17 protein-coding genes are annotated in these 21,448 nt (G+C 43.7%); 14 read left to right on the forward strand and 3 right to left on the reverse strand.

What is annotated here, in order from left to right:
- Window positions 1-29 precede the first annotated feature (29 nt).
- Window positions 30-863 (reverse strand): helix-turn-helix transcriptional regulator, encoded by an 834-nt coding sequence (locus MKX35_RS25970; protein WP_076299088.1) that lies wholly within the window; start codon window positions 861-863, stop codon window positions 30-32.
- 170 nt (window positions 864-1,033) lie between these two features.
- Between MKX35_RS25970 and MKX35_RS25975 the strand changes: the two genes are divergently transcribed.
- From MKX35_RS25975 to MKX35_RS26015, 9 genes are all read left to right on the forward strand, one after another.
- The gene (locus tag MKX35_RS25975; protein WP_076299089.1) at window positions 1,034-3,085 is read left to right on the forward strand and encodes a beta-galactosidase; all 2,052 of its coding nucleotides are present in this window, start codon (window positions 1,034-1,036) and stop codon (window positions 3,083-3,085) included.
- A gap of 180 nt (window positions 3,086-3,265) precedes the next feature.
- Window positions 3,266-4,240: a phosphotransferase enzyme family protein gene (locus MKX35_RS25980; RefSeq protein WP_076299090.1), complete on the forward strand. Its 975-nt coding sequence runs from the start codon at window positions 3,266-3,268 to the stop codon at window positions 4,238-4,240.
- A 90-nt stretch (window positions 4,241-4,330) separates the two neighbouring features.
- Complete coding sequence (locus MKX35_RS25985) at window positions 4,331-4,879, forward strand: GNAT family N-acetyltransferase (protein ID WP_076299091.1); 549 nt, start codon at window positions 4,331-4,333, stop codon at window positions 4,877-4,879.
- Between the two features lie 76 nt (window positions 4,880-4,955).
- On the forward strand, window positions 4,956-5,942 hold the full coding sequence (locus MKX35_RS25990) for a phosphotransferase (protein WP_076299092.1): 987 nt from the start codon (window positions 4,956-4,958) through the stop codon (window positions 5,940-5,942).
- 230 nt (window positions 5,943-6,172) lie between these two features.
- Window positions 6,173-6,676 carry a CYTH domain-containing protein gene (locus tag MKX35_RS25995; RefSeq protein ID WP_076283838.1) on the forward strand — a complete coding sequence of 168 codons (504 nt, stop codon included), beginning with the start codon at window positions 6,173-6,175 and terminating at the stop codon, window positions 6,674-6,676.
- Between the two features lie 102 nt (window positions 6,677-6,778).
- Window positions 6,779-8,167, forward strand: coding sequence for a threonine synthase (gene thrC / locus MKX35_RS26000; RefSeq protein WP_076299093.1), 1,389 nt, complete (start codon window positions 6,779-6,781; stop codon window positions 8,165-8,167).
- Between the two features lie 261 nt (window positions 8,168-8,428).
- Complete coding sequence (locus tag MKX35_RS26005) at window positions 8,429-9,415, forward strand: Gfo/Idh/MocA family protein (RefSeq protein WP_076299094.1); 987 nt, start codon at window positions 8,429-8,431, stop codon at window positions 9,413-9,415.
- Window positions 9,416-9,434: 19 nt separating this feature from the next.
- Window positions 9,435-10,310 (forward strand): radical SAM/SPASM domain-containing protein, encoded by an 876-nt coding sequence (locus MKX35_RS26010; RefSeq protein ID WP_042124302.1) that lies wholly within the window; start codon window positions 9,435-9,437, stop codon window positions 10,308-10,310.
- 127 nt (window positions 10,311-10,437) lie between these two features.
- Window positions 10,438-12,507 (forward strand): class I SAM-dependent methyltransferase, encoded by a 2,070-nt coding sequence (locus tag MKX35_RS26015; protein WP_076299095.1) that lies wholly within the window; start codon window positions 10,438-10,440, stop codon window positions 12,505-12,507.
- Between the two features lie 98 nt (window positions 12,508-12,605).
- Here MKX35_RS26015 and MKX35_RS26020 read toward each other — a convergent pair whose 3' ends face one another.
- Entirely contained in the window at window positions 12,606-13,214 is a 609-nt protein-coding gene (locus MKX35_RS26020) for a hypothetical protein (RefSeq protein ID WP_076299096.1), read from the reverse strand.
- 225 nt (window positions 13,215-13,439) lie between these two features.
- On the opposite strand from MKX35_RS26020, the gene arfA reads away from it, so the two are divergent.
- Window positions 13,440-14,954 carry an arabinosylfuranosidase ArfA gene (gene arfA, locus MKX35_RS26025; protein ID WP_371916544.1) on the forward strand — a complete coding sequence of 505 codons (1,515 nt, stop codon included), beginning with the start codon at window positions 13,440-13,442 and terminating at the stop codon, window positions 14,952-14,954.
- A 58-nt stretch (window positions 14,955-15,012) separates the two neighbouring features.
- Here arfA and MKX35_RS26030 read toward each other — a convergent pair whose 3' ends face one another.
- Complete coding sequence (locus tag MKX35_RS26030) at window positions 15,013-15,900, reverse strand: helix-turn-helix transcriptional regulator (RefSeq protein ID WP_076299098.1); 888 nt, start codon at window positions 15,898-15,900, stop codon at window positions 15,013-15,015.
- A gap of 229 nt (window positions 15,901-16,129) precedes the next feature.
- Between MKX35_RS26030 and MKX35_RS26035 the strand changes: the two genes are divergently transcribed.
- The 4 genes from MKX35_RS26035 to MKX35_RS26050 all read left to right on the forward strand — a co-directional run bounded on the left by MKX35_RS26035 (window position 16,130) and on the right by MKX35_RS26050 (window position 21,433).
- Window positions 16,130-17,473, forward strand: a complete 1,344-nt coding sequence (locus tag MKX35_RS26035) for an ABC transporter substrate-binding protein (RefSeq protein ID WP_076299099.1) — start codon at window positions 16,130-16,132, stop codon at window positions 17,471-17,473.
- Between the two features lie 158 nt (window positions 17,474-17,631).
- The gene (locus MKX35_RS26040; RefSeq protein ID WP_081382818.1) at window positions 17,632-18,555 is read left to right on the forward strand and encodes a carbohydrate ABC transporter permease; all 924 of its coding nucleotides are present in this window, start codon (window positions 17,632-17,634) and stop codon (window positions 18,553-18,555) included.
- Between the two features lies 1 nt (window position 18,556).
- On the forward strand, window positions 18,557-19,417 hold the full coding sequence (locus tag MKX35_RS26045; protein ID WP_149646412.1) for a carbohydrate ABC transporter permease: 861 nt from the start codon (window positions 18,557-18,559) through the stop codon (window positions 19,415-19,417).
- Window positions 19,418-19,468: 51 nt separating this feature from the next.
- Entirely contained in the window at window positions 19,469-21,433 is a 1,965-nt protein-coding gene (locus tag MKX35_RS26050; protein WP_076299100.1) for a glycoside hydrolase family 127 protein, read from the forward strand.
- Window positions 21,434-21,448: the final 15 nt, after the last annotated feature.

A 21,448-nucleotide genomic window follows, 5' to 3' on the forward strand; every position in this document is an offset into this window, starting at 1 on the left:
TGTCGTTCGGTTTTTTCTCGTTTAAGGAATTATGATCCAAAAGCCTGACGGTACTTTACGGGGGACATCCCCTCGAACGTTCTGAACACTTTAATGAAATAGCTGGACTGGGCAAAACCGGACTGAGTCGCAACCTGAGCAATGGAGAGTCCAGTAGAAACCAGTAGAAGCTTGGCTCTGGCCAGTCGACAATCCGTTAAATAACGGTTTGGTGTTTTGCCCATAACCATTCGGAACAGCCGTAGAAAATGATAGCTGCTATACCCGGTTAGTCTTGCCATCGACTCCAGTGACCAAGGACGGGCACATTCGACATGAATGATATCTGCGGCACTGCGGATAGACTGCCTGACCTCGTGCGGTACTGAGCCGTGAAGCGGTTCGGAATTCTGTAGCAATTTCACTAGAAGCTCATACAGAAGCGCGGATAGCCTTGGCTCACTACGTGTTACATAGGAAGCGCTCAGCAAGTACATTTCCTCGAATAGCTCGTCCAGCTTAGCGTCCAAATCAAAAGTGAACAGGTATGCACTAGACTGGTCCACTTCTTCTAATAAGGGGAGTACAATTTGAGTGCTAAAATGAACCCAACGAACATCCCAAGGCTCTCCGGGATCAGAGCCGTACTGCTGGTAGGCCCCTTTAGGGTAAAGAAACCCTCGTCCTCTGCTCATCGGAATACGTTCGCCCTCATGGAATACATAACCCTCCCCACCAAAGATTAAATGCAGGTTATAGCTTCCCAGGAATCCTTCGCTTCTTCTCTCGGTATGCTGTGGAAAGTGACTGTAATGTCCCAAAAATTCAGGATAACAGACATATTTTGAAAAAGCTGGCGTCGACAAATACCATTGTTTCTTCATGTTATATGGCACTCATTTCTGTCGCGCATCAGAGCGCTAGTTGGATTAAGGTAATTAACGCAAGATAGTTATATGATCGCAATATTTTGTTATATAAGCCTTATTAATACTGATACTACAATAGAATTATAAAATACTAAAAGCATATTTTTAATACTTTGGAGGTAATCATGAAGAAACCTGTCGCAACAGAAAAATTCGAGCTTGGCGTCTGTTATTATCCGGAACACTGGCCGGAAAGCATGTGGGAGGACGATTATCGCCGGATGCGAGAACTAGGCTTTACAATCATTCGGATTGGGGAGTTTGCTTGGTCTATTTTTGAACCAGTCCAGGGTGAATTTCAGTTTGGGCTCTTTGATCGGGCGATTGATTTAGCTCATAAACATGGTCTTCAGGTTGTGCTCGGTACGCCGACGGCAACACCTCCAGCTTGGCTGACCCATAAGTATCCAGAAGTATTAAACGTGACGTATGAAGGTGTTACCCTTCAGCATGGCATGCGCCGTCATTATAATTACAGTAGCCCCAAATACCGTGAGCTGTGTGCTCGGATTACGGAACAGATGGCTGAACATTATGGCAATCATCCAGGTGTGGTCGGTTGGCAAATTGATAATGAGCTCAACTGCGAGATCAGTGAATTTTATTCAGAGAGTGACCATAAGGCTTTCCGGGAATGGCTGCAGCAGAAATATGTCACGCTTGAGCGGCTAAACGAGGCTTGGGGGGCTGTTTTTTGGAATCAGAGTTATAGTGATTGGTCTCAGGTGTATCTTCCGCGTCCTACCCCGTCACCCAAGCAGCCCAATCCCCATCAGGCTTTGGATGAAAAGCGGTTTATATCGGCTAATACGATTTCTTTTGCCGAAAACCAAGCGGACATCATCCGTAAACTTGCCCCTAAGCAGTGGGTAACAACGAACGGTCTGTTCGGGCATCTCGACAGCCATGAATTGACGGATGAATTACTGGATTTCTTCAGCTATGATTCCTATCCGCAGTTCTCGACTATTTTTTATGATCCGAATGAGCGGAATCCGCTGAATGACAGAGGCTGGGGACTTTCATTATCTATTGTCCGTTCTATTTCCCCTAATTTCTGTATTATGGAGCAGCAGTCGGGACCGGGTGGCTGGGTGAACCGGATGGATATGCCATCTCCGAAGCCGGGACAGATGCGGTTATGGACCTATCAATCGATCGCTCATGGCGCAGATATGGTGCTGTATTTCCGCTGGCGGACAGCCACGATGGGCAATGAAATTTATTGGCATGGCATTAACGACTACCATAACCAGCCGAACCGAAGAGTACGGGAAGCGGGACAGATTGGTCAAGAGCTGGCGGGGGCAGGGCAAGCACTTATCGGCACCCGTAATCAGGCTAACGTTGCTATTGTTCGTGATTATGCTAATGAGTGGGATGGAGAGTATGATGTGTGGCATGGTCCATTTATGTGGAAGAGCAATAAGGAGTGGTACAAGGCACTCCAGCGGAAGCATATCCCGAATGACGTACTCTATTTACGCAAAAAGACGACGCTGGAAGAGCTCGCACGGTACGATGTGCTTATCTATCCTCACCCGGCAATTATGACAGATGAGACAGCGTCGCTTCTGGATGAATACGTTCAGCAAGGTGGAAAACTGATCTTCGGATGCAGAACCGGCTATAAGGATGAACGCGGCCAATGCTATATGCGTCCTTTCCCAGGTGCTGCTAGAGATCTATGCGGGATCACAGTCGAAGAATTCACAATGGTTAAAGGTAGTCGTCAGCCAACGACGATTAGCTGGTCGGGTGCGGCAGAAGGGGTTACTGGGGCAGATGATTTTAATGATATTCTCCGGATTGAGGATGATTCGGTCGAAGTCATGGCGGTCTATGCCTCGGACTATTATGCGGGAAAACCGGCGGTTACAAGAAATCGTCGTGGCAAAGGCGAGGTTTGGTATTACGGAGCAGTCTTTAATGAACAAGCAGCGTCCATAATCATAGATCAAGTCAGCCTGCAGTCGCCAGTAGATTGGCTGGTGCTCCCTGAAGATGTAGAGCTGCAAGTTCGTAACGGGACTTCTTCCAGTTATACTTTTTTGCTTAATTATAGTGAAGCTCCTGTCGCGATCCATCTTCATGAGACCAAAATGGATTTACTGAGCGGGACAACGTTATCGGGTGAGGTTACTATGGAAGGCTTTGGTGTATTGATATTACATTAACGCTATGAATAAATAATGATATTAATGGAGTTGCGTATTAGAGAACTAATATGTAACTCTATTTTTTTATAGAAGATATTCAAAAGGATACTTTTTAAATATAGTTATTAATTCCAACAAAATACAACGAGCAACAGGTACAATATAAAGAATATTCTAGATTTGAAGGAGGGAAGTCTTATGATCATTGAAGCTGAGAAAGTATTGCTGCAGTATTCGTTCATCGATCCCATCATTGAATTCATTAGACATAATGAGAATATTACATTTAAAGTGACCGACAAAACGGATAACAAGAATTATTTGTTACGTATACATAAACCAATATCTGAAGGGTTCTCAGGCTTACAACATACCCGAGATGGATTACAGGCAGAAATGTTTTTTCTGCGAGAAATCGATCAGAAGAACATACTAAAAGTTCAAAGACCTGTTCTAAATCAAAAAGGGGAACTGGTTACTGAATATAGTTCGGAGCAATTTGGTACTAGTTTGGCCACTCTTTTAGAATGGATCGAAGGCTCGACGCTAACCCAAGATGAAGATAACATTGAACAGATTGTTTATAGATTAGGTAGAAATCTTGCTAGTTTACATGAATTCTCACGAACGCTAATGCCCTTGGAGTTACATAGACCTGTATACAATGTCACAAAGATTGATGAAACTTTAATAGAACTTGGAGAGGGAACAGACAAAGGAGCCCTTAATCAGGAGGATTACGAAGTTATTAGTAGCGTTCTACTCGTAGTAAAAGAACAATTAGCAGAGCTAGACGCTAGGGACAACTCATGGGGATTCATTCATGCTGATTTTCAACTGGGCAATGTCGTTGTGTCAGAACAAAATCCTATCTTAATAGATTATTGTTTATTTGGTTATGGTTACTACCTGTTTGATTTGGGCTCTGCATCTTCCATGTTGAAAAGTGAGCTGCGCAAAACGCTTTTGGAGGGTTATGCTTCTAAATCAAGCTTTTCGCTTGATGAGATTCGGTACATTGAAGGACAAATATTTATGGATATTTTTATTAGTTACGTATTTTTTATTCATGACTCTGAGAGGAACGGTTGGATAAAAGAGCATGCCTCCAAAATATGCAGTACCCTATGCCTCGATTTTCTTGAGGGAAAAGAGGTATATTATTCGTTTTAACGATGGTGTGATATTCTAATGGGGAATGAAAAATGAAGGGACTGAACTATGCGCAGAGATCATTATTTTTAAACCAACTATTAAAATTTAATGGAGGTAAAAATAATGTTAACTACAGAGTTACACACAGAACGATTACATTTAAGAAAAATGAAGGTATCGGATTCGCCAAGTTTGTTTAAAATTTGGTCTGATCCAGAGGTTACCAAGTTCATGAATATTGATAGTTTTACTGATGAAAATCAGGCAAAAGATATGATAAAACTTCTTGATGAATTTTCTCTAAATAACAAAGCTATTCGTTTCTCTATAATTGAAATGGAATCCAATGAAATCATAGGTTCTTGTGGTTTTAATTCCTTAGACTTTGAAAATGAGAAAGCGGAGATTGGATATGACATTGCTAGAGCATTTTGGGGAAGAGGCTATGCTTCAGAAGCTATAAGTGCTTTGTTAGATTACGCATTCTCAACTTTGAAGCTGAATCGAATCGAAGCAAAAGTGGAACCCGAAAACGTGAATTCAGTAAAAGTCTTGCGAAAGCTGAACTTTATGTTTGAGGGAACCTTAAGAAGGTATGAAAGAGTAAACGGGAAGTTTATAGATCTCAATATGTATTCAAAATTAATAACAGATTGATTATTTAATCCCAGAGGTTATATAGGTCTCCATAAGGAATAAAAACTTATACACTATAAATATAGGAGTTGACCAGATGGAGACAATATTAACAGAGGAAATGATCTTGGATGACCTACTAAAAACATTTCATCGTTTATTCGGTTTGAATGTAATTGAAACTACTTCGATAAAACGAGGCTGGTTAAACTTAAAGTGGAAAGTTACGACGGATGCAGGGGAATTGTTACTTAAACAATACAACAAAGAAAGATATAAATTATATAAGTCAGAGGAGATATTGTTAGCACTTTCTCAACAGATTAGATTGTATGACCAAGATCTAGCGTGCCCCAAAGTGTTATCACAGAATGAAAGTATTTTGCTTGAATCTGATAATGGAGAACGCTTCCTGGTGATGGAGTATTGCCAGGGAAAACTAATTTCACCAGGTAAAATCAATGTCCATCAAATATATGATTTAGGTCGAGCAACAGGAAAAATGCATCGATTGTTAAATGACGGGACACTTGGCATTAAAAATAGTCCGCAATTTATTCCTCCAAGTCGTGAGGAGCGCTTAGCACATTGGAACTCCGTTTGGGAAAAGACTAAGGGACTTGGTAAACCTCAGCTGCTTGCTGAGATAGAAACTCAATTTAAAGCTACTGAAGAAATGAATATAGAACCACTCGAATTACTTCAAACAGGATGGGCACATCGTGACCTTTGGGTAGATAATCTTTTATTTAATGATAACGGATTATCTGCAATTCTAGATTTTGATCGACTAAAATATGACTATCCGCAGCTTGATGTAGCTCGTGCTGTGATGTCATGTGCCTTAGATGATAATTTAGATGTCTCCCTGGCTTCGGCGTTTATGGAAGGGTACAGTGAGGAACGCGACGTGGTAGAGGGCTATTTAACACATTCATTACAGTTGTTGTGGTATATGGAAAGCACATGGTGGATTAATGCTAACATGGATCAACATAGTGTACCGCCAGCTCGCTTTGCGAAGGAAATGATTTGGCTTGCAGAAAATCAAAAAAATATGTCCGCTTTGTTAGGAAATCTTTAGGCAGCGTAAAATTAACCACTATTCGTTAAGCTAACGGGTAACTATTGCTCAACTAAACAGCGACAGTCTAGGGCTTTGTCTCCACGTCCATGACTGCCGCTGTTTCTATTATTGAGGTAATTCGATAAGAACAAGACTTTTTTCCCCATAATCTACATTGACTTGGGTTTGTCTCACCCCTATGATGATTATTAATATAAAATAAATGGCACGAAGAGGAGCGAAACATCATGGCTTTGGAGATCGAACGCAAGTTTCTGCTGCCGGAATTTCCGGAGCAGCTTATTCAAGAAGGCGAATTGAAGATTGTGACCCGGCATAATATCGATCAGACCTATCTGGCGATAGACGGCGGACAAGAGCTGCGTGTGCGTAAAATTACGGATCTGGACTCAGGTGAGGTAACGTATACACACACGTTTAAGGATGGCAAAGGGATCAAACGCGAAGAGATCGAATATTTTATCTCAGAGGGTTTATATAATCAGATGATTGAGGCGGTTAATGCGGTAGCCTTGGTCAAAGAGCGGATTACGGCGGTGTGGAATGGCACAACGGTTGAGATCGACGTCTATTCTCAGCTGAAATTGTCCGTTCTGGAGGTTGAATTTGAATCTTTGGAGGAAGCGGAAAGCTTCAAGGCGCCGGAATGGTTCGGCAAGGATGTCAGCACGGAACGGCAGTACAGCAACAAAACTGTCTGGAAAGAGCTGCAAAATAAGACAAAGAATTAACGGACTTTAGCGCGTAAACGTGGTAGTATATAGGGAAAACAGGCAACGATTAAGTGAAACTTATATTTATATATAGTATATGAGGGGTTCAGGAGGATGAGCATGAAGTATATAAGCACAAGAGGCAATGTGGAACCTAAAGGCTTTATCGATACGGTGTTGATGGGACTTGCCGATGACGGCGGATTGATGGTTCCTTCCGAGATTCCTGTCGTTTCAGCAGCTACTTTAGAAGAGTGGAGAAGTCTTAGCTATCAGGAATTGTTCCTGAAGATTTTCGCCTATTACACTAATGATGAGATTCCTTTAGAAGATTTGCAGGACATGGTCAATACCAGTTATGGCAATTTCCGCACGCCAGAAGTAACACCTATTCACCAAGTGAATGATTCCCTGTATGTATTAGAATTGTTCCATGGCCCTACTTTTGCCTTCAAGGATGTAGCACTGCAGTTTATGGGTGAGCTGTACTCGTATATTTCCAAAAAGCAGAACAAGATCATCCACATCCTCGGAGCAACCTCGGGGGATACTGGGGCGGCTGCGATTCAGGGTGTCCGCGGCAAAGAAGGAATCAAGATCTGTATTCTTCATCCGCATGGTAAGGTTAGTAAAGTGCAGGAGCTGCAGATGACTACGGTTGATGACAGTAATGTACTGAACCTGTCTGTTCATGGTAACTTTGATGATTGCCAGAAGGTGATTAAGGATCTGTTCGCGGATCTCGACTTTAAGAGTCGCTATCATCTGCGTGCGATCAACTCCATTAACTTTGTACGTATTCTGGCGCAGACTGTCTATTATTTCTATGCGTATCTGCATGTCGATGGCAGCAGCGAGAAGAAGATTAACATCAGCGTGCCTTCCGGCAACTTCGGTAATATTTTCTCCGGATATTTGGCGAAGCAAATGGGATTACCAATTAACAAACTGATTATTGCTACGAATGAAAATAACATCTTGGAGCGTTTCGTGAACACGGGTGAATACAAACCGGGCAGCTTCACAAGCACATACAGTCCTTCGATGGATATCCAAGTGGCGAGCAATTTTGAGCGTTATCTATATTATTTGGTAGGCGAGGATTCCGAGAAACTATCCGCGTATATGTCCAAGCTGCAAACCGAGGGCAAGATTACGGTTGAAGGCGAGGCGCTTCAGCAGGTGCAGAAGGATTTTGCAGCGCTTGGCGTGAAGAATGATCAATGCTTGAATACAATTGCTAAATATCAAAAAGAATATAGCTACCTACTTGATCCGCATACTGCATGTGGAATCGCAGCTTACGAAGCTTTTAATGGCTCGGATGAGATAGGGATTACTTTTGCGACCGCACATCCAGCTAAGTTTGATGAGGCGATTACTCTGATTGACATTAAGCAGGAATTCCCGGCACAAATTAAAGCGTTGTTCGAGATGCCACAGCACCAAACCGTAGTGGATCATGACAAGGATGAAATTGTGCGTCAATTGCAGGCTTTTTATAAATAAGTTGTAAATCCATATGGCTCAGCAGGCTCCTGTTCTTAAGTTAAGAATGGGAGCCTCTTTACTGCATCTTTCGACAAATAATGTCGCTGTTTACTATGAATAGTTTGATATCGACAAAAGATGAAGGAGTGGTGCTTTTTTTCACAAGGTGGATCTATCGGAATTTGTCGGAAATTTGTCCTGAAAAGTAGACATGACTACCCTGAGAGTGAGAAAATAGCATATAGAGCTTTAGTAAGAACTAAAAAGGACGGGATTATCATGACAATTCGTTTCGGGGTCATTGGAACAAACTTTATTACAGACCGCTTCGTGCAAGCCGGCTTGGAGAATGAGGACTTTATCCTGACAGCCGTGTACTCCCGCACAATGGAGAAAGGTCAGGCCTTTGCTGCAAAATATGCTGGAGCTACAATTTATACGAATTTGGAAGATATGGTTTCCAGTAAAGATGTCGATGCTATTTACATTGCAAGCCCGAACTCCATGCATGCTGAGCAGGCGATTATGTGCTTAAATCATGGCAAACATGTGCTCTGTGAGAAACCAGCTGCCTCAAACAGTGCGGAGCTTAGAGCAATGATTGAAGCCGCTCAGAACAATGATGTGTTGTTGGTAGAAGCAATGAAATCGACCTTCATGCCGAATTTCGGAGTGATCAGAGACAATTTGTATAAGATTGGCCAAGTACGTCGTTATTTTGCAAGCTATTGTCAATACTCATCGAGATATGACGCCTATAGACAGGGAACGGTATTAAATGCTTTTAACCCAGCCTTCTCTAATGGCTCGTTGATGGATCTTGGTGTTTACTGCTTGTATCCTATGGTAGTGTTATTCGGGAAACCGAAGTCTGTAAAGGCTGTGGGTCTAATGCTCTCTTCTGGAGTGGATGGAGAAGGAAGTATTGTCATGCAATATGATGATATGGATGCAGTTGTGATGCATTCCAAGATCGCTGATTCCTATTTGCCAGCTGAGATTCAAGGGGAAAGTGGTACAATGGTGATCGATAAGATCAACCAACCTTACCAAGTAAAGATTCATTATCGCGACGGAACCGTCGAGGAGCTTACGCAGCCTCAGGTATTCGAGTCTATGTATTATGAGGTTGAGGAATTTATCAACTTAATTAAGAATGGTGAACGGGAAAGCAGAGTTAATACACATGCCAATTCCTTGGCAGTAGCAGAAGTTATGGAGGAAGCCAGAGCACAGATCGGCCTCCGCTATGCCGCAGATCTATAAATAGAATGGGGAGCAGCACTTGAAGACTTTTAAAAAGGTATACATTGAGATAACAAGCGTCTGCAACCTAGCCTGCAGCTTTTGTCCACCAACCGCCCGAACGAAGAACTTTATGAAGCTCGATACTTTTAATACGATATTAGATGAAATTAAGCCACATAGTAATCATATTTACCTTCACGTAAAAGGTGAGCCATTGCTGCATCCCAAGATTGGTGAGCTGCTGGATGCGGCACATGCCAAAGGGTTCAAGGTCAATATTACTACCAATGGTACGTTAATTCATAAGGCTGGCCCTAAGATTCTCGGCAAACCTGCACTTCGACAGATGAACTTCTCTCTGCATAGCTTTGATGGGCATGAAGGATCTGAGAACCGCGAAGGGTATTTGTCGGAGATTATTTCTTTTGTACGGGAAGCCTCCGCGCAAGGGGTCATTATTTCCTTCCGGCTGTGGAATTTGACGGAGGATAATCTGACCAATCTGGAGAAGAATCGGAACCGTGAGACTCTTGCTGTGCTGGAGGAAGCCTTTAACCTTGATTTCAAGATCGAAGAAAAGGTTGTACCTGGCAGCGGCGTCAAGGTTGCCCCACGGGTATATCTCAATCAGGACCATGAGTTCCGTTGGCCTGCACTGAACGAGCCGGAAGATGACGGAAAAGGGTTCTGTCATGCACTACGCAGCCAAGCGGCAATCCTTGTGGATGGTACCGTTGTACCGTGCTGTCTGGATGGTGAAGGAGTCATTAACCTCGGCAACATTCATGAGACTCCATTCTCAGAAATCGTAGAGGGTGAGCGAGCGAACAATCTGTTTTACGGGTTCTCTCGTAGAGAGGCAGTAGAAGAGCTGTGCCGCAAGTGCGGATATCGGCAACGGTTCGGAACTTGAGGATTGGAATATAAACAGAATCGGGACATGGCAATTTCATGAATCCTGGTTCTGTTTTTTAATTAACGGGAGTGTATATATAATAATAAGTCTATATAGTCTCCACTTTGGAGCGAAGGAGGAGTATATGCTGAAATCGTTGGAAGCTATCACCTTATACCGTGAAGGAATACAAGATCATTTGGAGGATAACCTCTGGCTGAAGCTTATTGTCCAAGCCGAGGAGCAGATTGTAAATTTGGAGCGTGTGGAATCTCTGGAGGAGTTGGACCGCAAGAATCCCGTGCTGGATTATGTGGAACGCAGTTTGCAGCTGCTAGACCAGCTTCCCCGTTCGATTTGGATCAAAGAGCTTGTGGAAGAAACATTAATCTGGTCAGAAGCAGCTAAGGGTGGCACATTGAAGGAGCGGTTACTTTGGCAGGAGGAAGGCATTAACTGTTTTGTACATAACATTGGCTCCGCGCAGTTATACGGGAAACATTTGAGCGGTACGGTCTCTGACAAAAGCGCACTGGTTCATCGGCTTATTGAAACCCATGGACTGATAGGACAGCAAATCCGTGGGGAGGTGCCTCCGGAAGTAAATAAGCCGCTTCGTGATCTTGTGGAGGAACAATCACTGACTGCCGAGGAACTTGAACGCTTGCTAACCGTACTCAATCATTGCATCATCGGAGCTGTATCTCCCGAGCTATGGCTGAATGTAGAGCATGAAGTGAAACAGCTTATCACTCTGATTGCATCCGGTGAACTTGCTAGTCCAATGCCGATGAAAGAAAGACTGCGCAGAATGCGGCTAGGTCCGATCTCTAGAGGAGAGGATTTCACTACGGAGTGGGCAAAGCTGACACAGGAAGGCTTCCATGCGGAACGGTTGGAGTCTTTAAGTAACACTATCTTCTGGTATGTGGAATCTGCAATGCAGACCTTCTCGTTGGAGCAATTTCTGAAGGTGATGGTGCTTGCAGCCCAAAGGGCTCAGAATGAACCCCTACGCCATATCAGCTTCGAGCAGGTTATGAACAGCATTTACTATGACTACAAGGGTGTTAAGAAGATCAATGTTTATAAGAAGCGGATTATAGAAAAATATTTATCGGAGCTTAGATGGGAGGATATCGAAAAAGGGACTTTACCTGATGAGAATCCTCATCTAATGCTTCGTCCATACGCTAAGGAACATCTGCCAGACACGGTGTTTTTTCAGTTTCTATTCTCGGCAGCGGCAGAGAAGCTGATCGAATTCTGTATGGAAGCTGAAAAATCGCCCTTGTATGAACGTGCTGTGTTGCTGTTATTCGACTTGTTCGAGCTACGCAGAGACGCCTTCGACCGTTTTCATAATGAAGATACCTACTTAAGTCAAATGAATAATACCGCAGATTATAAGGCGGTGATTCTGGAGCATGTCATTGGGAAAAAAGTGCTGGATATCGGCCCTGGCGGCGGTGTGCTGCTGGATTTGCTGGAAGAGCGGATGCCAGAGGTTACCCCTATCGGCATTGATATATCGAACAATGTAGTGGAAGCTCTGCGGCAGCGCAAGCAACGGGAAGGTCGTCAGTGGGAGGTCCTGCAGGGAGATGCGTTGAACCTTGAAGATTTCGTAGAGGCTGGAACGGTGGGTACGGTAATCTTTTCTTCGATTTTGCATGAGCTATATTCTTATGTGCCGCTTAATGGTAAAAAGTTCAATCATGATACCGTCTCGGCCGCCCTGCGAAGTGCTTTTGATGTATTGTCAGTGGGCGGGGCTATCATTATTCGTGATGGGATTATGACCGAACCCACAGCATTGCTGCGGAAAGTTCGCTTTCTGGAGGAGGACGGTATGGCGTGGCTGGAGCGTTATGCGAAGGATTTTGCCGGACGTCAGCTTCAGTATCAGAGATTAGGGGAAGAAGAAGTACTCATGCCTGTTAATGATGCCATGGAGTTTTTATATACGTATACCTGGGGCGAAGAGGCTTACATTCATGAAGTACAGGAACAGTTTGGTTATTTTACCCCTACGGAGTTTGCCTCATTTATTGAACAGACTTTAGGAAAGCAGGCGAAGATTGAAGTCTTCCGGCATTACTTGCAAGAAGGTTATACCGAAGCGCTGCGCGATAGAATAAGGTTCATGGATGAGAGCGGACAGGAAGTGGCCTTGCCAGACAGCACCTGCTTTATCGTGATTCGGAAGGAATAGTTGAAAGATAACATCATCTGCATATAAAAAAGCAATCGGCAACCCCTTTGATGTGGTAGGGGTCCGATTGCTTTTTCTATATAGAGATTTTGTCTTTGTTAGATTAGTATTTCTAGCTGCGACTTATCAGAATCTTCGGCTAAACGCTGAATTTCTTGGTAGGTGGCTAATTTCTCAGTCCGTTCCTGATCTTTAATTTTATCTCCGGTGTCTTTTATGGTATCGCCTAACGTTTCATTCATTTCCGATATTCTATCTTCGATTTTGGATAACTGCTCACGTTTGGCTGTTGCAGAATGAGTAGAACGAGCTTCATCCGATAGATCTTCTTTTTGAGCTTTTTCTAAGTTCTTTTGTTGCTCTTCAAAGGTGTACTTCGCAATTTGTTGGTCAATCGTTTGGAGCTGTTTATCGAATTCCTTAAGTTGATCTTGAATAGAATCAAGGTTATGTGAGTTTTTGGTGGTTCTTTCAATTAGGCTGTTCTTGCTATCGATGATACTCTGTTTTTGTTTAAGTAGAGAATCAACCATTCCGCTCATTTTAGATTGATTTTGAAAAGCTGCTTTTGCAGATTTGCTTATCGATAAGTGGTCTCCGCTACCACTTGTCTTGCTGTTTGAATTTATGGTTTTATCGTTAGTTTGGTGACTAACAGCTACATTAAGTCTCGTTCCCATAGCAGAGGTCATATTCGTTATATGCATAGCTCATTCTCCTCCTACGACGATAAGATCTATCTATAATATATCGGTAGATGAACAGGAAGAATTAATAAAGAAATTGTGGTTGGAAATTTTAAAAAAGTAGTTCAATATCTTGATATTCATTCCACACTGATGTTGTTAATATTAGTTATATAGCGCTTACTTGTAGGTTGTAATTGTTTAAGTAGTGGAACTAATCAACATAACTAAAGACGAGAGAGAGTGATGACCATGTCGAAAAAGGCCAAGATGACCATAGAAAAGGAATTCAAACTGGCTGAGGTAGATCCTAGAATTTATAGCTCGTTCATTGAGCATTTGGGCCGTGCGGTATATGGAGGGATATATGATCCGGGCCATCCTTCAGCAGATGAACACGGATTTCGGCAAGATGTAGCTTCAATGATCGGAGAGATTGGTGTGCCGATGATTCGTTATCCTGGAGGTAATTTTGTATCCGGTTACAATTGGGAGGATGGAGTAGGACCAGTAGCAGATCGTCCTCGAAGACTGGAATTAGCGTGGCGAACGACAGAACCCAATGAAGTAGGCACGAATGAATTTATTCGCTGGGCAAAAGGAATCCGTTCGGATGTTATGATGGCGGTCAATCTAGGGACGAGAGGCGTAGATGCGGCACGAAATCTGCTTGAATATTGCAATCATTCCTCTGGCTCTTATTATAGCGATTTGAGAAGATCTCATGGCTTCGAGGAGCCGCATGGCATTAAGACTTGGTGTCTTGGCAACGAGATGGACGGTCCTTGGCAAATTGGCCAGAAGACAGCAACCGAATATGGGAGACTAGCAAGCGAAACCGCTAAAGCGATGAGACTGGTTGATCCGAGCATAGAGCTGGTGGCTTGCGGAAGTTCATTCCGTTCCATGCCTACCTATGCTGAGTGGGAGGCTACTGTGCTGGATCATACTTATGAGCAGGTTGATTATCTGTCCCTGCATACCTATTACGGAAATACAGAGAACGATACGGCAAACTATCTTGCTAAATCACTGGATATGGATCTTTTTATAAAAGAAATCGTCGCTGTATGTGATTATATCAAGGCAAAAAAACGCAGCAAGAAGACGATGTATCTTTCCTTCGATGAATGGAATGTCTGGTTTCATACCCTGGAGTCAGACAAGCAGATTGACCCTTGGCAAGTAGCACCAGCTCAACTGGAGGACCAGTATACATTTGAAGATGCACTGATGGTCGGAAGTATGTTGATCACGCTACTGAACAATGCCGACCGAGTAAAGATTGCTTGCTTGGCTCAGTTGGTTAATGTGATTGCACCTATAATGACCGTAAGTGGAGGCTTAGCTTGGCGTCAAAGTATTTTCTATCCCTATATGCATACGTCCTTGTATGGCCGGGGAACGGTGCTGCATCCTATCGTGTCTTCACCTTTATATGACAGTAAGGATTATACGGATGTACCGCTGCTAGATTCCAGTGTAGTTTATAACGAAGAGAATGAGGAACTGGTTATTTTTGCGGTAAATAAAAGTCTGGAAGACATGTTGCTGCTGGAATGTGATATTCGAGGATTTGAGGGATATCGTGTGATTCAGCATACCGTGCTGGAGAACGCGGATGTAAAAGCAGTAAATACAGTAGCACAGCAAGCTATGGTAACACCACATGATCGTGGGGATGCAAAAGCGGTCGACGGGCACCTCACGGCGTCCTTATCTAAATTATCTTGGAATGTTATTCGCTTGCAACGTGCTTAAGTGATTAATTGAAGAAACGGTTCACGTCCTTTTAAGGGCGTCAACCGTTTCTTCTTGTCTATTTACAGGTGAATTTTCGTCTGAAATTTGAGGGAGAGATCCCTTCTTTCTTGGAGAAGCAGGAAGAGTAATAAGTAATATGATGAAAGCCAACCTCTTCAGCAATACGTGCAATGGACCAGGAGGTCTGGATTAACAGTCTTTTGGATTGCTCCAGGCGATAGGACAGAAGGTATCCCATAGGCGTTACACCGTATATTTTCAGCATATTTTTGGCGAGGTAGTTGGGATGATAGTTGAGCTCCTTTTGAAGGAGGGAGTTGGTCACCTCACGTGTGTAGTTTTGCCGAATGAACAGCTCAATCTTCTCAGCCAGTTGAATGGCGGTTGCATCTGACGCCTCTGCAAGATCACGGTCTAAGAATTGCAGGAACTGTTGGAAGGAGGCTTGACGCTTCCAGTTACGCATCGACTGGGGCTCCTGTTCCAGCTGAAAAAAGAACTCCAGCACCTCCATTGCTTTTTGTGAGATCTCCATATGTTTCGGAATAAAGATCGAACATACATCACAGTGATTCAAATATGCTTTCTGTTTATGGTTCTCGATGAGCTCGCTCTGATTATCCAGACATTCGTTCATATCCTGACACTCTTTCCAGCTACCAAAGGTCTGAAAATGAATCCAAATGATTTCGGTTTCTATAGGACAGGGGGCGAAGCCATAATGATGTGCGTCTGGACGAAGGATGAGAAATTGGCCTTCTTTTAATTCCCACTGCAAATCGTTCTCTGCGATTGGCAGGATGCCCTTCTTAACGATGATGAGATCAAACACACCGATGCAGTTTCGACTGATATGATAGTCTCCAGCATCGTAATGGGCACGGCCACAGTCTATGAAATAAGGAATAGGTGGTGTGATAAAGTGGAGAATCGGGGAGCTCATCTTACACCTCCAAAAGGTTGTAATTTTTAATAATCAGGTTGTAATCGATCGTTTATTTTCATGATATAACATGTATTATTATAAATAAAGCGTTTCCTTTTAATGTTGTAATAATGTAATCCAATGCACAATGTTGAAGCGGTACTTTGGTACAAGCTACGTTGTGTAAGCGCTACCCAACTTACTCCCTAAGGGGTTAAGTATATAAATCATTCAAGGAGGAAGCTGAATGAAAAAGGCATCACTTTTCACGATGGTTATATTGTTGATTGTAGTTATGGGGCTCAGCGGTTGCGGTGGAGGAAATAAAGAAAAAACTTCAAACAACCAGCCAGCAAAAACGAACGAAAGCAAGGGGAGTACAGATACCGCCACTAAGTCGGAACCGAAAAAAGTCATCTTCTGGACCTTTGTGGATGCGCACCAAAAATTCTATGAGAGTATGGCGGACAGCTGGAATGAAAGTCATCCGGATGAACAGATTGCTCTAGAAGCTACAACCATTCCTTATGATGACATGCATACCAAGCTACTGTTGGCACTGCAATCAGGCGTGGGTGCACCGGATTTAGTTGATATTGAGCAAAGTAAATTTCCGAATTTCATGAAAGGGAAACCGCAGCTTGTATCTCTGAACGACATACTGGAGCCTGAGCTCGGAAATATCGTCAAATCGAGAGTAGACATATACAGTAAAGACGGCACTTATTACGGGATTGATTATCATGTAGGCGCAACTGTAATGTACTACAACAAGGAAATCCTGGATCAAGCTGGTGTGAACGCAGATGATATTAAGCTGTGGAGTGATATGGAAACTGCAGGTAAACAGGTGCTTGAGAAAACAGGCAAGCCGATGATTACCTTTGAAGGGAACGGAAACTGGTCTTGGTGGCCAGCGATTAGTCAACAGAGTTCAGACCAAGTGGATGCGGACGGAAATGTAACCGTTGACAATCCGATTAATGTGAAGACGATGGAGTTCTTTCAAAAGCTAGTGAAGGAGGGTGTTGCTGCTGTAGCTCCGGGCGCGGGTCACGATACTGAGGAGTATTTTGGATACATGGATTCCGGCAGTGCAGCTTCAGTATTTATGCCTTTCTGGTTTATGAATCGCTTTACAGACCATATTCCTGATCTGAAGGGAAAAGTGATTATTCGTCCAATGCCAGCATGGGAAGAAGGCGGTAATCGTTCAGCAGGGATGGGCGGTACAGCAACTTCTATTACGAACCAAACCAAAGAAGAGGCTTTACTAAAGAAATTCTTGTCTTATGCCAAATTGTCTAAAGAAGGCAACATTCAAATTTGGAAGCAGCTCGGGTTTGACCCGATTCGTACGGATGTATGGACAGATCCGGCGATGAAAGAAGCGAATAAATTCACTGATTATTTTGGGAATGATATTTTTGATACGCTCATTAGCGTTAAAGATGAGATCGCTCCAGTCAATATCCGTGAGAAATCACCTGAAGTATTTGATGCCGTTCGCAATAAGGCGATGCCAGAAATTTTTAAAGATCTGAAAGATCCGGCCCAAGTACTTAAAGACGTGCAGGCCAGTCTGAAGTAGGAATCATAAAGCATCATGTTCTATTGGTTGTCTGTCATCCCCTGCACGATAAAGAGTACCGTTATAAGTGAGCGAGTACGAGACCCGGGGTGACAGACAATAAGTAGACGAAAGAACCCGCGGATGTGGGGGGATTTAACCCGACTGGAGGTAACGTTATGCAAATAGAAAGGGAGATCGTTCACACTACAAAGCGAAGATATCAACTGGGCAATTCGCAAAAAATAGCGCCTTATGTATTCGTGTTACCCTTTATTTTGTCTTTTCTTATTTTCTTTGCTTATCCACTGGTTAACGCTGTCATCATGAGCTTTCAGGAAGTATTACCTGGAGAAACATCCTTCGTGGGTTTAGATAATTATGAAAAGCTATGGAATGAAAATTTCGGGGCAGCGTTGTTTAACAGCACGAGGTATACACTCTGGACGTTGCTTCTTCTGATACCAGTTCCGATGGTGCTGGCTGTATTTTTGAATTCGAAGAAAATGGTAGCAAGTAATTTTTTTAGATCGACTATATTTATTCCTGCTTTGACTTCCGTAGTTGTTGCTGGGGTGATCTTCCGTCTCATTTTCGGTGAATTGGATGGGGCTTTGATGAACACGATTCTTCATTTGTTTGGGCTCGAGAGCAAGCAGTGGTTGTATAGTTCGAATCTAGCAATGTTTGCACTGCTTGTGCTGGCGGGCTGGCGATGGATCGGCATTAATGTACTGTACTTCTTATCTGCACTGCAGAGTATTCCCGGTGAACTCTATGAGGCAGCTGAAATCGATGGTGCAGGTAAAATGCGTAAATTCATGAGGATTACGGTTCCACTTTTGAAACCGATCACGGTGTATGTCGTGACGATTACTATATATGGCGGTTACGCCATGTTTACAGAAAGCTATATGCTGTGGGCGGGTAAGCCATCGCCGCAAAATATCGGGCTTACAATGGTAGGTTACATCTATCAACAAGGTTTCCAGTATTTCGATCTCGGTTTTGGGGCGGCAATTGGCATTACACTGCTGGCAATTACACTGGTGGTCAGCTTGGTGCAATTAACACTTACCGGCTTGTTTAAGAAGGAGGAATAAGATGATGCAGGATAACAAAAAAAATAAATTTTCTGCGGCCTCCATACTACTATTACTCTTGTTCCTTATTCTTGCAGTGTTCATGCTGTTTCCATTGTATGCATTATTTCTAGCATCCCTTAAACCGGCTACAGAATTATTCCGCTATGGATTGAATGTCAGGCTAGATTTCAATCTGATGAGTTTGGATAACTATAAGAGTATTTTTTCAGGTGTGGGTGCGGCAGGTAATTATTTTGCATGGTATAAGAATAGTGCAGTGATTACAACACTCTTTACATTGTTGAGCTTGCTGCTCTCCTCCATGGTTGGTTACGGGCTAGGAATGTACCGATTCAAAGGCCGGAGCCTGATCTTTACGCTCGTTCTTGTTGTAATGATGATTCCGGTGGAGATTATTATTCTTCCACTTTATAAATTGACCATCTCACTGAAGCTGATTAACACCATTTGGGGCGTTATCTTGCCGTTTGTGGTGGCGCCGCTGCCGATATTCTTCTTTCGCCAGTTTGCACTGGGTCTACCGCGAGACTTCATGGATGCTGGTCGAATAGACGGATGCACAGAATACGGGATCTTCTTCAGAATCATGGTGCCGCTGATGGCTCCGGCCTTTGGTGCAATTACGATTCTGCAAGCGATGAACAGCTGGAATAACTTCTTGTGGCCACTTATTGTGCTACGGACAACCGAACAATTCACTCTGCCCATTGGGCTCGCTTCATTTGTGTCCCCACTAGGTAACAATTATGATGCGCTGATTGCGGGTGCGGTGCTAGCCATCCTGCCTATTTTACTTCTGTTTCTGTTCTTCCAGCGTTTCTTTATTGAAGGATTGACGGTTGGCGGAGTCAAGGGATAGACCAGATGTAGTGTGAATTTACACCCTACAGAGAAGAGAGGAGATTCTAACATGAGTCAGTCAGTTGCAACACACGAGGTAAGAAAAAATCAAATTCAGGACCCGTTCTGGTCAGAATATATTCGTCTAGTGCGTGAGGTTATGGTTCCCTATCAATGGGAGGCGCTGAACGATCGTATACCAGGTGCAGAGCCAAGTCATGCCATTCACAATTTTAAAATCGCCGCTGGACTTGAGCAGGGCGAATTCTACGGCATGGTGTTTCAGGACAGCGATGTGGCCAAGTGGTTAGAAGCAGCAGCCTATTTAATAGAGGAAAAACGTGATCCTGTGCTGGAGAAGGTCGTAGACGGTGTTATTGATATTATCGTCAAGGCTCAGCGGGAGGATGGGTATCTTAATACTTATTTCACGCTTAAGGAACCAGGTCGTGAGTGGAGTAATTTGGCGGAATGCCATGAGCTATACTGTGCAGGGCATATGATTGAAGCTGGGACAGCCTATTATAAGGCAACGGGTAAAAGAAAGCTGCTGGATGCCGTTTCGCGGTTTGCGGATTACATAGATACGGTATTTGGACAGGAGCCAGGGAAGCTGAAGGGTTATGATGGGCATCAGGAAATTGAACTGGCTCTCGTCAAACTGTACCATGCCACAGGTAATGAGAAGTATTTGAACCTGAGTCGCTATTTCTTGGATCAGCGGGGGGAGAAACCTCATTATTTTGAGCAGGAGTGGGAGAAGAGGGGAAGAGGATTACATTTTCCTCAATTGTCGATGGTTCACGATCATCAGTACAGTCAGTCTCATCTGCCTGTGAGAGAACAGGGCAAGGCTGAAGGACATGCGGTACGCTTGGTTTATATGTGTACAGCGATGGCAGATATCGCTGCTGAAACCGGGGATGCTGGAATGCTGGCAGCTTGCTGCGAATTATGGGATAACATCGTCAATAAACGAATGTATATCACCGGCGGCATTGGCTCAATGGAGCAAGGAGAATCTTTTACTGCCGATTATGACTTACCAGGTGACTTAGCTTACGCTGAGACTTGTGCATCAGTTGGACTGATATTTTTCGCCAAGCGTATGCTGCGTCTGCACCAAGACTCCAAATATGCAGATGTGATGGAGAGGGCGTTATACAATACCGTAATCAGCGGGATGTCACTGGACGGGACGAAATTCTTCTACGTGAATCCGCTGGAGGTCTATCCGGAGGTACTTGGTAAAAATAAAAATTATAACCATGTGAAGGCCGAACGTCAGGGGTGGTTCAGCTGTGCTTGTTGCCCTCCGAACGTCTCTCGTCTACTGGCTTCGCTCGGACAGTATGTTTATACCGTTCAAGATGCTTCTATTTATGTGCAGCTTTACATTGGCGGGCAGATGGAAGCCGTAATAAACGGGGCATCGGTTAGAATTGAGCAACAGTCTCTATACATCTCTGAAGGAAAATCCAGATTTATTATCACTCCTGAACAGACCAGTGAGTTCACGCTCGCACTTCGTCTGCCGGAATGGTGCGACCAAGCTGAGGTTACAGTGGATGGAGGGAACAAGACTTATTTTGCAGGAGATAAGAATGGTTATATCGAGCTGACTCGTGAATGGAAACCTGGAGAAGAGGTTGAAATCTCATTCTCTATGCCGGTCCAGATTATGAAGAGTCATCCGCAAGTCAGACAGACGTTTAGCAAAGTTGCACTGCAGCGCGGGCCGTTCGTATATTGCATGGAGCAGGTGGATAACGGTAAAGGTTTGTATCAGCTTCAGCTTCCACGGAAGACGGAGTTTATGATCTCAGAACAGATGGGCTCCCCAGGAGGCGTGAAAGTGATTCGGGCAATCGGACAGCGTATGAAACCCACGGAGGAATGGGCGGATGAACTATACCGCAGTGATTCTCTCTGGAGCATGGAACCTGCGGAGTTGAAATTCATCCCATACTTTACCTGGGCAAACCGCGGGATTGGTGAGATGACAGTTTGGATTCAAGAAGCGACCGATGAATAGAAGTCGAACAACAAG

The sequence above is a fragment of the Paenibacillus sp. FSL R5-0923 genome (assembly GCF_038009145.1).
Classification (GTDB): Bacteria; Bacillota; Bacilli; order Paenibacillales; family Paenibacillaceae; genus Paenibacillus_AQ.